Below are 12,615 nucleotides of genomic sequence, written 5' to 3'. Positions count from 1 at the left end.
TCACTGCGGCACTTCTGGCTCTGGCAGCGGGGCGGGCGCAAGGTCTGGAATCCGGTGCGATTCATCAAACCACGCGCCGAGATCAATCAAGCGGCAGCGGTGGCTACAAAACGGACGCCACCGCGCCGCTTCATTCCAAATCACCTCAGCGCCACAGTGGGGACAATGCACTACAAGTTCAGTCATTCGGTGCAACCTCAATTAACCGGCAATAAAAACGGCAGAGTATTTTGTGCTGAAATTGCATTTGCAACGCAGCGTTGTTGTGATGAATTGCGCAGTCACGGCGCTATATTTTTTAATTCAATTTGGACATTGTTTGGAATGAATCATCGCTTTCTATTGCTCATCGTATTGAGTGTAGTAGTGCCACTTGCGCCAGCAGCGCCAGCCGCTGCGCCCGCACCGCGTATCGGTTTGGTGCTTGCTGGCGGCGGTGCCAAGGGTGCCGCGCATATCGGCGTATTAAAAGTGTTGGAAGAATTGCACATCCCGATTCACGCCATCGCCGGCACCAGTATGGGATCGCTCGTTGGTGGTGCGTATGCCGCTGGTATGACGGCGACGGAATTGGAGCAGCGGGTGACGCAGGTGGATTGGGATGTGTTGTTTGATGACGATCCGCCGCGCCCCGTTTGGCCGATGCGCCGTAAAGAAGCCTCGTTGACGCCGACTTGGAATTTTACGGTAGGCGTGCGCGACTGGCAGTTGCAATTGCCCAAAGGGGCGCTGGCGGGACAGCAGGTGCAGCTATTTTTCAACGATTTGGTGCGCGAAGTGGAGATGATTCACGATTTTGACGCGCTGCCAATTCCATTTCGCGCCGTCGCCACTGATTTAGAGCACGGCACGCTGGCGGTGTTTGCGCGTGGCTCCTTGCCGATGGCGATGCGCGCCAGCATGGCAGTGCCGGGCATCTTTGCGCCGGTGGAATGGGAACAGCATCTGTATGTGGACGGCGGGCTGGTGCGCAACGTGCCGGTAGACGTGGCGCGGGCGATGGGCGTGGATGCGCTGATCGTCGTCACGCTTGGGAGTGGGCTGCTGCCGCGACAGCGCCTCAACAACATTCTCGGCGTTACCGAGCAGATGATCGCCATTTTGACTGAGCAAAACGTGGACACCTCGCTGCGCCAGCTTGATCCGCGCTGCGACGTGTTGATTGAACCCGATCTCGGCGACATCGGCGCTGGTGATTTTGCGCGGGCGGCAGAAGCCATTCAAACCGGCATTGTCGCCGCTCGCCGCGCTGCGCCGCAGTTGGCGCGGTATCGCCTCAGCGCCGCTGCGTATGCGACATGGCGACAGGCACATGCGCGTCCCGCCGCGTCCCCGCTGCCAGTGACGAAGGTGCGCATTGTCGGGCTGGAACAGGTGAATGCCGGCATCTTTGCGGATTTGCAAACCATCCACAGCACCCAGCCGTTTGATCGGGCGCGTCTCGCGGCGGATTTGCAGGCGCTGTATGGACGCGGTGATTTTGAGCGTCTCAGCTACCGCTTTACTCCAGATGACGAGCGCGGCTCCACGCTGGTGATTGATGCGCTTGAAAAACGCTGGGGGCCGGGTTATCTCAGCTTTGGTTTGGATTTACTGAGCGACAATCAAGGAGATAGCCGTTTAGGACTGCGCAGCACCTACGATCAAACATGGGTCAATAGTTGGGGCGCGGAATGGCGCAACCTGCTGACTTTGGGCAATGCGCCACAAGTGAGCAGCAGCTTTTATCAGCCGCTGGCGCTGGATCACCCGATGTTTGTGGTGGCAGAAGTGGATTATGTGCTGCAACCCACCAGCGTCTTCGTCAACGACCAGCGGCTGGCGCGTTACGACGTGAGTCGCCACCAACTTGGGCTTGATGTCGGCACCACGCTGGGGGCTGGCGAGTGGCGAGCGGGCGTGTTTGGGCGGCAGACCACGACGGATTTGGACACTGGCAGCGCGGTGCTGACGGAAGAATCCCGCACCGCCATTGGGCTGCACGGGCGACTGGTGTACGACACTTTAGACAGTGCGGGTGCGCCGCGCTCCGGGCAGCGGCTGACGTTGGACACTCACGCGCCGCTGCGGGCGCTCGGTTCGACGCGCGACTACCGCCGCGCCAAACTGACGGCCACCGCTGCGCACAGCATTGGTGCGCACACGCTGGCAGCGCGGATGACGCTCGGCAGCGGTTTTGGGAGTGAATTGCCCTATGACGAGCAATTCGCATTAGGTGGTTTTTTACAATTATCTGGCTATGCCAATGAGCAATTTCGCGGTAACGATGTCGCTTTTGCAGCCTTGAGTTATTACCGACAAATTGCCTCATTGCCGCCACCATTAGGGCGCGGTTTATATGCAGGCGCATCATTAGAAATGGGCTGGTTATCTGCCAGCCAGATCACATTACAATCGGGAATGAATACCGAACTCACACCGGCAGCAACGCGCTTGGGGAGCAGTCTTTTTTTAGGTTCTGATACTTGGGTTGGTCCCGCATATCTAGGCATTGGTTTTGCAGAAAGCGGAGCGCACACGCTCTATCTTTTAATTGGTCAACCCTAAATTGCTGCGCTCGTTATGCGTTGGGTTGATTGCAACAACCCAACCGACTGCGCCCAATTAAAAGACGCAGCAGGTTAAATTAAACGGCACATTGGCGGTGCATTGGCTCACCCGCCCCTCCGCATTCACAGTCATAAACCGCACGCTATAGCGATTTTTATGCCCGCTGATTTCAGGATAGCGTTCTTTAGTCGCCGCCACGCGCACCCGCAATAATTGCGCGGGAGCTTCGGGATTCAATGCTTCTTGAAAAAAACCACCTTCTGCTATTTCCGAACGCATCGCCGCACTGCTGCGAATTAACGATAAAATCAATTGCACCGCCTCAATCGCTGGCTCCAAATCATCCAGCCAATGTGTAAATCGCGCTTGATGCACGTCGGGAGCTTGCAATAACCAATAATGATATTGCGGCAAATCAAAGCTACACGCGCCACCGGGTAAACTGCTGCGTTGTCCAATTGCTTTCAAAAAGTCATCTTCACGCGCATTCAAACCAATTGGGCTATAAAAACGCCGCAGCCGCTCGCCAGCGGCTTCCAAGTTTTGCATCACCTGTTCCAAAGCGTGCGCATTGACATTCGGTTGCTTACTAATGCGCTGTAAGCTGGTGGAGATGCGTTCTAATTCTTTAATAATTTCGTTTTTCAAATCAGAACGCGCCGTCACCATAACCAAATCAAGCAGAGTTGTCGTCGCAATGCGCAATGCCGCGACATCGGTTTGCGCACGAAAATGACGGAGTTGTTCATCCAGATGTTCAATCCGCAAAAAGGTGCGGATGCGTTCATTCAGCGGATGTTCAAAAGTGATTAAAATCGACACGATGCGTTCTCAAATAACGAAATGGCACGAATGAAGAGCAAGGGTGAATTAGCGTTTTTTGGACATCAGTGTATCCAACAACGCGATGAAATTACGTTTTGCTTTATACTGCACCCGCAACGCATTGAGATACTCAAGCAATGGTTGCTGTTGATTCAACGCGAGCATCAAAGTTGCAATTTGTTTAATCACTATCATCGCTTCTTCATACGCGGATTGTTTTGTTTTATCAACGAAGGTAGGCACGATCTGCTGATAAATGACAAGCGCATCTTGAGGACGGGTTGATGCGAATGCATCAGCAGTTTTCATTAGCAAACTCTGCTCGCAAAACCCTTGCTGTATCGCAGCATGTGCGGCATCAAGATCGTTTTCCCACAGCGCAATTTCAATGCGGCGTGAATAATTAGGTGTTTTGCCACCTGGTTTCCATGCTCTGGCAGTACTTGCAGCCTGCATGATGTCGTCATTCAGGCAATTCAACGCGCGCTCGCGGTATTCAGACCAATTACCAACGGCGCTCGTTACTGTATGTAACCGTTGATAATCTGTTAATGAAGGCTGTTCTAAAAATTGCGCCCACGCGAGTTGCGCGGCTTCATCATTGCGCCCGCGTTCGAGATAGGCATCAATTAAAAAATTGCGCAAACGATTATCCGGTTTTTCGGGAAATGCTTGCAGACCACGCTCTGCCCAATCGAGCGCTTTTTCCGGTTGTTGCGCTTCAGCCCAAATCTTAGCGATGTTCAGATAAGCATAAGCAGATGATAAATCAGTGGCATGGATCGCTACCAATTCCTCAGTGTCACCGAAGGCTTCGGCTAATGTTTCCATGATGCGTTTAATCTTAAAGTATTGGCTGTCGTAATTAGTGCGTGTTGGAAGATGGGCATATTTGCGCCATTCCATTTCTGCTAATTCCCGATACCGCTGCAATCCAATTTTACCCAGTGCTTCGCTATAAGTAATCGGATCGAAGCTGTTCGCAGTTTCTGATGGCGTTATTTCCAATTGAAAGAGGCGATCAGCCAATACGCCGGGCTCAATTGGTGCCAACAGACTGGCTTGTAAATGCAGCTTTCCTAAACGCTCATCAATACTAAAAATGTCGCCTTCTTCATCGTAATCGCTAAGATCGTCTCTGGTTTTTTCAAGTCGTTCCATAGCATATTCAGTGAGTTCAAGCAGCGTCATTGCGCCGTTTGGCGTCAACAATTCTTCTAATGAATCAATGGTTTCGTCGAGACCAGTGATAATATTTTCAATTCCATTGAGACCCGTAAAGCTGTTGGTGTGGGTAGCTTTTTCAATGGCTTTCCGCAGCGTCTTTAACGTGTTGGCGTTCACCTCTGGCGGCTCTGCTTTCAGTAGGAGTGAGCGGTAAATTCGCTCATCATACTTGGCAACATCCAATAGAATTTTGATCAGCGTTTCTGGTGATTGAATTGCGAGATAATCACGGATTTTCTGCCAAGAATCTGTTGGCAATGGTTCATCAGTGTGATTGAAGTCGGTAATACCCGCCAGCCACGTTAAACCCACAGCGACGCAGTGTTTGCAAAAGTAGCCATCATTGGCATGTGGGCAGTTGCAGTCATACGCCAATTCGCCGCGTTCTTCCCATAACTTGACGTTATACAGCTCGGTTCCTTGGACTTGCGCGGTAATGCGGTCATCCTTGACCTGTAGTTGTTTGATTGCGCCATTTGTACAATAAGATTCACCGCGCCCAAAGACTTTTTTTCCGGCAGCGGATTTCAGTGTTGCAATGGTGATTAAGTTGGTGAGCATGGGATGTAAATACCAAATTAATTTGTGGGGCGCTCAATCATACCGTTGTGCAAATGGCGCTAAAACTTGCGGTTAGCTCCGCATCACTACTGGCAGAGTCGCTAAATTAACGGTGCCATATTGACTGCTAAAGGTGATTGAAGTGCCGCCACCTTGTTGTTGAGAAAAACCGCCAATCTGATGGTCTAATGTGTCATAGACCCAGCAATTGCCGCCAGTATCTACTGCCAAGCGCCGACTATTGGCGAAATAGGCATATTTAAGATTGTTTTGTGAACCCGTTGCGCTCGGTATTCCCAATTCTGGCGGCCACCAATTCACTGCGGGATCAGGAACGAATAAGCTGGATTGTCCAAATGCGCCACCCGCAGTTTGCGTTTGGTTATGAACGCCGCCTTGGGTTTGTGATTGAAAACTGCCGCTGGAAAGTAACCCCGGTTGGCGAGCGAGTACATTGGCAATCTCACAACACAGCGCATCAACGCGCCCTTTTAAGTGCTGATTGAACATGTCGCCCAGCATAATCATGCCGCCGCTCATCCATTGTCCATTGCCGCCAAATTCAAAATGTCCAAATTGCGCCATCGTGCCATTGCCATTGCGCACCGCAAGCAGCATGTGCGTGACCGCGTCGGTGCTAAACCCGTGACGGGCGGCGAGTTCGGCAACGAGACTTTGCCCGGCGGAAGTAAGTTGTTGCATCGACTGAACCTTTAAGGTGAATGAAAAACACAAATAGGCTAACACGCACGGCGCACTTCTAGCGGATGTGACGGCAAAACCGCTGCAAGAACGGCTATGATTTAGCGCCAGCGCGAGTGGTGCGGGCGCTCTGCACCGGACGCGATTTTATCCATTGACCACACGATTTGCGGAGCTTGATTCCATGCGCCTGATCCAGGAAGCCCTGACGTTTGATGATGTTCTTCTCGTGCCCGCGCATTCGCAGGTGTTGCCCAATGAGGTGAGTTTTCACACCCGCTTGACGCGCCAGATCGAGCTGCGCATTCCGCTGGTGTCGGCGGCGATGGATACCGTCACCGAGGCGCGGCTGGCAATTGCGATGGCGCTGGAGGGCGGTATCGGAATTATTCATAAAAACATGAACATCGAGCGCCAAGCCCGCGAAGTGCTGGCGGTGAAAAAATACGAGAGCGGGATCATCCGCAATCCGATCACGGTCGCGCCGAATATCAGCGTGGGCGAGGTGTTGGAACTCACTCATGCCCATAACATTTCGGGTGTGCCGGTGACGGAAAACGGCAAATTGGTCGGCATCGTGACTGGGCGCGATTTGCGATTTGAAACGCGGATGGATGCGCCGGTGGCGGCGATTATGACGCCGCAGGAACGGCTGGTGACGGTGCGCGAGGGCGCGAGTCGCGCTGATGTGCTCAAACTGCTGCATCAACATCGGATTGAAAAGGTGTTGGTGGTCAACGATCAATTTGAGCTGCGCGGGCTGATTACCGTCAAAGATATTCAAAAAGCCAAAGATTTTCCCAAAGCGTCGCGGGATATGCAGGAGCGGCTGCGCTGCGGTGCGGCAGTCAGCGTCGGGCGCGGCACTGAAGAGCGGGTGGCGGCGCTGGTCGCGGCGGGAGTGGATGTGATTGTGGTGGATACCGCACACGGGCATTCGCAGGGTGTATTGGATCGAATTCAATGGGTTAAAGCACATTATCCCGATTTGCAGGTCATCGGTGGCAATATCGCCACAGCGGATGCGGCACTGGCGCTGCGCGATGCGGGCGCAGATGCGGTGAAGGTGGGGATTGGTCCGGGCTGTTTTGCGGCGGGTACGCGGGTGTTGATGGCGAACGCGACTTATAAAAACATCGAGGACATTCGCGCCGGCGAGCGCGTGATTAACCGCGACGGGCAGCCAGTGACGGTGGTCAAAGCGTGGTGTACCGGCATTCGTGAAGTGATGCAGATTCGCCACAGCGCCTCATTTTTGGGCACGTTGGCGACGCCGGATCATCGTTATTTGGTTGGCGATTTAAGCACTGCCAGCGCCGCGACCGTCACATCAAAGGGTTACGCCAACGTGCTGGAGCGCCCGACGCGCAGCGGAACCACTAAAATCGGCTGGCAAGCGATTGGTGAAGTCGAACGCGCCACCTGTTTATTTCCGCGCCAAGTGCAATTTGAATTGCCTGCTGCGCTGAAAATTGATCTCGGTGCAAATAGCGTTTGCGATTCTTATGCGCTCGGTTATTTATTCGGTGCTTTCCTCGTTGGAGGTAACACTGAATCTGCACAAATCCATTGGACAATTGCGACTGATCAAGCATCTGTTGCAGACAAATTGAATGCTTGCATTGGAACAGTCAGCGGCATTCAACCTGAGCAAACGCTGTGCGCCAATAGCATCGCCATTGATTTTAGTTCGCTGCAATGGGCGCGTTTGCTGGCGCAGTTTGGCGATCAGACGGATAGGCATTTACCCGCTGACTTATTATGCGCTAATCCAGAATATCTGCGCGGATTACTAGATAGTTTGATCGAAAACTCCGGCTACGCAGCTCGTAACAGTTTTATTTGTTTTAGCAGTACCTCGCAGAGTGTGGTCGAACTTTTCAATGTGCTGTGCCTTATTATTAAAGGCAGCCTGCCCAGTTGCAATATGGACTCAACAGGAATCATTGACGATGAGAATGATTGTACAGATTGCCGCGATTATTACTGTGCAGACCTAACTGTTTTACCGGAAAAAGAACCGACCAATCATTATCAGGTCTTAAAAATTCTTGATCGCCAACCGCTCAATCTTGCGCTGCCGGTATATGATATCGAAGTCGATTGTCCGACCCACAGTTTCATTGCTGACAACGCAATTGTGCATAATTCAATTTGCACCACGCGCATTGTTGCTGGCGTCGGTGTTCCACAAATTACTGCCGTTGCGAATGTCACCGAAGCATTAGAAGGCAGCGGGATTCCGGTAATTGCCGATGGTGGATTGCGCTATTCGGGCGATATTGCCAAAGTCATTGCCGCTGGTGCGCATAGTGTAATGATTGGCGGCATGTTTGCGGGTACTGATGAAGCGCCCGGCGAAGTCGAGATTTATCAAGGGCGGTCATATAAATCCTATCGCGGAATGGGTTCGCTCGGTGCAATGGGTGCGAATGAAGGATCAAGTGATCGCTATTTTCAAGAAGGGACGGCGAAAGAAAAACTCGTTCCCGAAGGGATTGAAGGACGGGTGCCGTATAAAGGCAGTTTGGTGAATGTGATTCATCAATTAGTTGGTGGTTTGGGTTCCAGTATGGGTTATACCGGCTGCGCGACGATTGAAGAAATGCGCACTAAACCGCAATTCGTGCGCGTGAGCAGCGCCGGAATGCGCGAATCGCACGTTCACGATGTACAAATCACTAAAGAAGCGCCGAATTATCGCATTGATAGTTAATGAATACTTGTGGGTGCGCGTCCAGAATATGCTGCCGCGCTCCTTATTCTGTCATTAGGAATTCACATCATGTCCCAGCCACTGCCGCCACCGCCATCTCTCATCGTGCCGCCACATCCGCAGTGGCCGCCATTAACGGCGGCGGCAAAAGCCGAGCTGAAGGCGGAGATTCGCGCCCTGCTCCGCGCCCAGAACGCGGTGTTGGTGGCGCATTACTACACCGCTGACGATTTGCAGGAACTCGCTGAAGAAACCGGCGGTTGTGTCGCCGATTCGTTGGAAATGGCGCGTTTTGGTGCTGCCACTGACGCTGCGATGGTGGTGGTGTGCGGCGTGCGCTTTATGGGCGAGACCGCCAAAATTCTGAATCCCGAAAAGCGGGTGGTGATGCCAGATTTAGATGCAACCTGTTCGCTGGATGAAGGCTGCCCGGCAGCGACGTTTAGCGCCTTTTGCGACGCCCATCCTGAGCACACCGTTGTCGTGTATGCCAACACCAGCGCCGAGGTGAAGGCGCGAGCGGATTGGGTGGTGACTTCCAGCATCGCGCTGCCCATCGTTGCGCATCTCAAGGCGCAAGGTCAGAAAATTTTGTGGGCACCGGATAAACATCTCGGCCGCTACATTCAACGGGTGACGGGCGCAGACATGCTGCTGTGGAATGGAGCCTGCGTGGTGCATGAGGAATTCAAAGCGGTGGCGCTGGAGCGGGTGCGCAAACTTCATCCAGATGCCGCCGTGCTGGTACACCCTGAAGCGCCAGATGACATCGTGGCGCAAGCAGATGTGGTGGGTTCCACCACGCAATTGATTCAAGCCGTGACTACGTTGCCCAACCCGGCGTTTATCGTCGCCACCGATGCGGGCATTTTTTGGAAGATGCGCCAGCTCGCGCCACATAAAACCTTGCTGGCAGCGCCCACCGCAGGCGAAGGCGCGACCTGCGAAAGTTGCGCCCATTGCCCATGGATGGGCATGAATTCATTGCACAATTTGGCGCAGGTGTTGCGCGAGGGCACACAAGAGATCGTGATTGATGCGGCGATTCGAGAGCGGGCGGTGGTGCCGATTCAGCGGATGCTGGAGTTTGCGCGGATGCGCGGCATCGGCAGCACCAAAGCGGTTACTGCGGCGAGCAGTCAGTAGCGGCTTGCGCGGTCAACGCCACGAAACGGCGGCAGTTTTCAACCAGATCGCTGCCGTGTGCGTGAAGATCGCCGCCGATCAATAACATGCAGTCGCGCCCATAAAATGCGACCAATTCGTTGACGCGCTCCAGCGTCATCCCGCCGCCGGGCACCGGAAATATGGGGCGTAGATGATTCAACGGTGCGCTCGCACCCGCCACCACCTCGCGGCATTCCTCCGGCGTAAACGCAAAACGCCCGCCCCAACTTGGAAAAATCGTGCCATCTGCGCCCGCCAAACGGTTGAGTTGTCCAAATAATACGCGGTGCGCGATGCCCGCGTCGGAATGCAGGCACAGCGTGCCCTGAAAAGCGGGATGGCTGAGAATTGGCAGCGCCAAACTGTCGTCATCTGCCAACTCGCGCAGCGCGTCAAATCCCGCCAAGCCGGGGCAAAACAGCAAACCCCCCGCGCCAGCCTGTTTAGCGAAGTGAGCGCGGCGCTGAATGGCAGCGGCTGGCGCAGTGACGTTGGGAAAATACAGACACTGCCGTCCGCTCTCGCGGTTCGCTCGCGCCACCGCCGCCGCGCACTGCGCAACCCGCGCTTCAAACGGACAAAACGCCTGATCGCTCAAGCCGTGATCGTCCTTAATCACATCCATCCCGCCGAGCGCCAATTGATAAGCCAACTCCGCCAGCGCCAGTGCTGATAATCCCATTGGTTTCAAGGCTGTACATAACAACGGACGGTCGTACACGTTGAGCAAAGTACGCAGCCCGCTGCTGCCAAAACGCGGCCCGCGATACTGCGCGGCGAGCGCGTCCGGCAGCGCGAAGTGGATCAAGCGCACGCCGGGCTTGATACTGACATTGCCAAACAACACGTTGAGCAACTGCGTCAACTCGCGTCCGGCAGCCTCAATTGGATAACTGATGGCGACCACAAATGCAGCGGAATCGATCTGGTGTAGCACCGCCACCTGTCCGATGATGTGGTCACGAATCACCGGATCAGTGACCAACGCGGCAGGAAATTCAATCGTTTGCTCAATCGCAATGTCACGCGCCCGCTGCGCAATTTCAGCGGCGGGGCATTGAATTTGATAATGCGCAACAAAACGTTCACCACTGAGCGCATCGCTAAGAATCATTATGGCGTATCCTCATTCACCGTTAGTTCTATTGTTTATCAACAACACATCAATTTATAACACATCATTGGAGCATCATCATGGCAATTACTTTAACGGCTGCTGCCGCCCAACACGTTATTAAAACGATTGCGCAACGCGGGCAAGGCGTGGGATTACGTTTAAGCGTCACAGAAAGCGGCTGCCAAGGCTTATCTTATGTCGTGGATTTCACCGATCAAGTGACTGATGCCGATCAAGTCTTTGAAAGTCATGGCGCGTGCGTCATTGTGAGCCACGATGATCTCCCGCAAGTGGATGGCACCGAGATTGATTTTGTGAAAAAGAATCTGCTGCATGATACCTTTGAATTCCACAATCCGCAGGCAAAAAGTAGTTGCAATTGCGGCGAGTCTTTCAGCGTTTAATTGCGCTCCGCATCAACACGAGTGCCGCCAATGTATCACGCCGATCTGCAACACATCATCGACGACTTTGAATTATTAGGTGATTGGGAGCAACGCTATCAATACCTCGTGGAACTCGGCGAGCATTTGCCAGCGATGCCGGTAGCATTAAAAACGCCCGCGCATCGCGTGATTGAATGTATGAGTGTTGTGCATGTTGCCGCCCAACCTGATCCCGCGCAACCGGAAATTCTGCATTATAGCGGCGATTGTGACACCGCTATTATTAAAGGTGCGGTAGCATTATTAGTGGGGCTATTGTCGGGGAAAACAGCAACCGACATTATCAATTTAGATGTTGATGCGCTGTTTCAAGAATTACAACTCGAAGAGAATTTGAGTCCTAATCGGCATGTTGGCATTTACGCAATCGTCAATAAAATGAAAGCGCAAGCGGCAGCACTGCAATAGCGCAACGTGCATATCAGCGCGGCGCGGTCATCAACGCATTCGCCTCCACCACCACATCTTCCAACAATACTTCCAATTGCGCGAGCTTGACCTCGCGCAATCCTAATGCCTGCGCTTCCGTAGTCGCTGCTAAAACAATATCAGGATCAGGAGTACAACCAACGCCCAATTTATGGCAAATGATGTCTGATAAGCGGGTGATGACTAAAATCACATCGGTTTCATTAAATTCTTGCGCGTGATGATCGCGGGCAACGCGAGCATAGCTTTCGGGAAGTTCCCATTTCATCAATAACCGATAGCCAATATCTTGGTGCATCGCTTCCAATACTTCAAAGACCAACGATTTCGTCATTGCGGCAGGACGCACCGGATCGCGGGCAATTAAATCCAATACTTTTAATAAAAAAAGTTCGCCGATGTCATGCAATAATCCCGCTAAAAAGACTTCTTCTGCCAGCGTTTCATAACCAGTTTGTTGCGCTAACCAGCGCCCGCCCGTCGCACACACAAAAGAATGACACCACAAGTTCGGCATATAATGCGCTGCGACCTTGGTTTGGAGATCATGCGCCATCAATTGCGAGGCAACCATTGCTAAATTAGCAACGCGATTCATCCCCAAGCGCACAACAGCGGCACTGATGGTTTCAACTGGTTTTAAGCCGCCATAAAAAGAAGAATTCGCTAACCGCAACACGCGACTGGTGAGCGATTGATCTTTCATAATCAAATCAGAAATATGATGAATGGTGACGCCTTGTACTTGTTTTAGTTTTTGCAGTTCTAAGGCGACGCGATTAAATACCGGCAGTTGTAAACTATCAGATTCAAAGCGTTCTTCAATGAGTGCTTTTAGTGATTTTCCAGTCACGTTGTTATCGTTCTCTGTGTGG

General features: G+C 52.9%; 10 protein-coding genes and 2 pseudogenes. 6 read left to right on the top strand and 6 right to left on the bottom strand.

The annotated features are described in order from the left end of the window. Window positions 1-186 (bottom strand): DNA gyrase inhibitor YacG, encoded by a 186-nt coding sequence (locus CKO12_RS08680; RefSeq protein WP_200154346.1) that lies wholly within the window; start codon window positions 184-186, stop codon window positions 1-3. Window positions 187-324: 138 nt separating this feature from the next. Between CKO12_RS08680 and CKO12_RS08675 the strand changes: the two genes are divergently transcribed. After that, entirely contained in the window at window positions 325-2,547 is a 2,223-nt protein-coding gene (locus CKO12_RS08675; RefSeq protein WP_200154345.1) for a patatin-like phospholipase family protein, read from the top strand. Window positions 2,548-2,604: 57 nt separating this feature from the next. Here the strand turns inward: CKO12_RS08675 and zapD are convergent, their stop codons facing one another. The 3 genes from zapD to CKO12_RS08660 all read right to left on the bottom strand — a co-directional run bounded on the left by zapD (window position 2,605) and on the right by CKO12_RS08660 (window position 5,865). Next, the gene (zapD, locus tag CKO12_RS08670; protein ID WP_200154344.1) at window positions 2,605-3,372 is read right to left on the bottom strand and encodes a cell division protein ZapD; all 768 of its coding nucleotides are present in this window, start codon (window positions 3,370-3,372) and stop codon (window positions 2,605-2,607) included. A 48-nt stretch (window positions 3,373-3,420) separates the two neighbouring features. After that, window positions 3,421-5,163: an SWIM zinc finger family protein gene (locus CKO12_RS08665; protein WP_200154343.1), complete on the bottom strand. Its 1,743-nt coding sequence runs from the start codon at window positions 5,161-5,163 to the stop codon at window positions 3,421-3,423. 72 nt (window positions 5,164-5,235) lie between these two features. Next, complete coding sequence (locus tag CKO12_RS08660) at window positions 5,236-5,865, bottom strand: SHOCT domain-containing protein (RefSeq protein WP_200154342.1); 630 nt, start codon at window positions 5,863-5,865, stop codon at window positions 5,236-5,238. A gap of 184 nt (window positions 5,866-6,049) precedes the next feature. Between CKO12_RS08660 and guaB the strand changes: the two are divergent. The 3 genes and pseudogenes from guaB to nadA all read left to right on the top strand — a co-directional run. Further along, window positions 6,050-7,168: pseudogene (gene guaB, locus CKO12_RS08655) on the top strand (IMP dehydrogenase); the annotation flags it as partial. Window positions 7,169-8,014: 846 nt separating this feature from the next. Beyond that, window positions 8,015-8,581 (top strand): annotated as a pseudogene (locus tag CKO12_RS08645) (IMP dehydrogenase); the annotation flags it as partial. 69 nt (window positions 8,582-8,650) lie between these two features. Next, window positions 8,651-9,727, top strand: a complete 1,077-nt coding sequence (gene nadA, locus CKO12_RS08640) for a quinolinate synthase NadA (RefSeq protein ID WP_200154341.1) — start codon at window positions 8,651-8,653, stop codon at window positions 9,725-9,727. On the opposite strand, the gene CKO12_RS08635 is transcribed toward nadA, so the two are convergent. Next, window positions 9,705-10,862, bottom strand: a complete 1,158-nt coding sequence (locus CKO12_RS08635; protein ID WP_200154340.1) for a RuBisCO large subunit C-terminal-like domain-containing protein — start codon at window positions 10,860-10,862, stop codon at window positions 9,705-9,707. The genes nadA and CKO12_RS08635 overlap by 23 nt on opposite strands. Before the next feature lie 80 nt (window positions 10,863-10,942). Between CKO12_RS08635 and CKO12_RS08630 the strand changes: the two genes are divergently transcribed. Continuing rightward, a complete protein-coding gene (locus CKO12_RS08630; protein ID WP_200154339.1) occupies window positions 10,943-11,269 on the top strand; it encodes a HesB/IscA family protein in 327 nt (108 codons plus the stop codon). A 30-nt stretch (window positions 11,270-11,299) separates the two neighbouring features. Continuing rightward, complete coding sequence (locus tag CKO12_RS08625) at window positions 11,300-11,719, top strand: SufE family protein (RefSeq protein ID WP_200154338.1); 420 nt, start codon at window positions 11,300-11,302, stop codon at window positions 11,717-11,719. A 13-nt stretch (window positions 11,720-11,732) separates the two neighbouring features. Here CKO12_RS08625 and CKO12_RS08620 read toward each other — a convergent pair whose 3' ends face one another. Then, a complete protein-coding gene (locus CKO12_RS08620) occupies window positions 11,733-12,593 on the bottom strand; it encodes an HDOD domain-containing protein (protein ID WP_200154337.1) in 861 nt (286 codons plus the stop codon). Window positions 12,594-12,615: the final 22 nt, after the last annotated feature.

Source organism: Chromatium okenii (assembly GCF_016583745.1).
In the GTDB taxonomy this organism is placed as follows: domain Bacteria; phylum Pseudomonadota; class Gammaproteobacteria; order Chromatiales; family Chromatiaceae; genus Chromatium; species Chromatium okenii.
Note: the sequence above shows the minus strand (reverse complement) of the source record. Positions and strands in the feature narration are given on the sequence as shown.

Coding starts and splice junctions, on each gene's coding strand:
- CKO12_RS08680 (WP_200154346.1), bottom strand. CDS start 186: ATGACTGAACTTGTAGTGCATTGTCCCCACTGTGGCGCTGAGGTGATT.
- CKO12_RS08675 (WP_200154345.1), top strand. CDS start 325: ATGAATCATCGCTTTCTATTGCTCATCGTATTGAGTGTAGTAGTGCCA.
- CKO12_RS08665 (WP_200154343.1), bottom strand. CDS start 5,163: ATGCTCACCAACTTAATCACCATTGCAACACTGAAATCCGCTGCCGGA.
- CKO12_RS08660 (WP_200154342.1), bottom strand. CDS start 5,865: ATGCAACAACTTACTTCCGCCGGGCAAAGTCTCGTTGCCGAACTCGCC.
- nadA (WP_200154341.1), top strand. CDS start 8,651: ATGTCCCAGCCACTGCCGCCACCGCCATCTCTCATCGTGCCGCCACAT.
- CKO12_RS08635 (WP_200154340.1), bottom strand. CDS start 10,862: ATGATTCTTAGCGATGCGCTCAGTGGTGAACGTTTTGTTGCGCATTAT.
- CKO12_RS08630 (WP_200154339.1), top strand. CDS start 10,943: ATGGCAATTACTTTAACGGCTGCTGCCGCCCAACACGTTATTAAAACG.
- CKO12_RS08625 (WP_200154338.1), top strand. CDS start 11,300: ATGTATCACGCCGATCTGCAACACATCATCGACGACTTTGAATTATTA.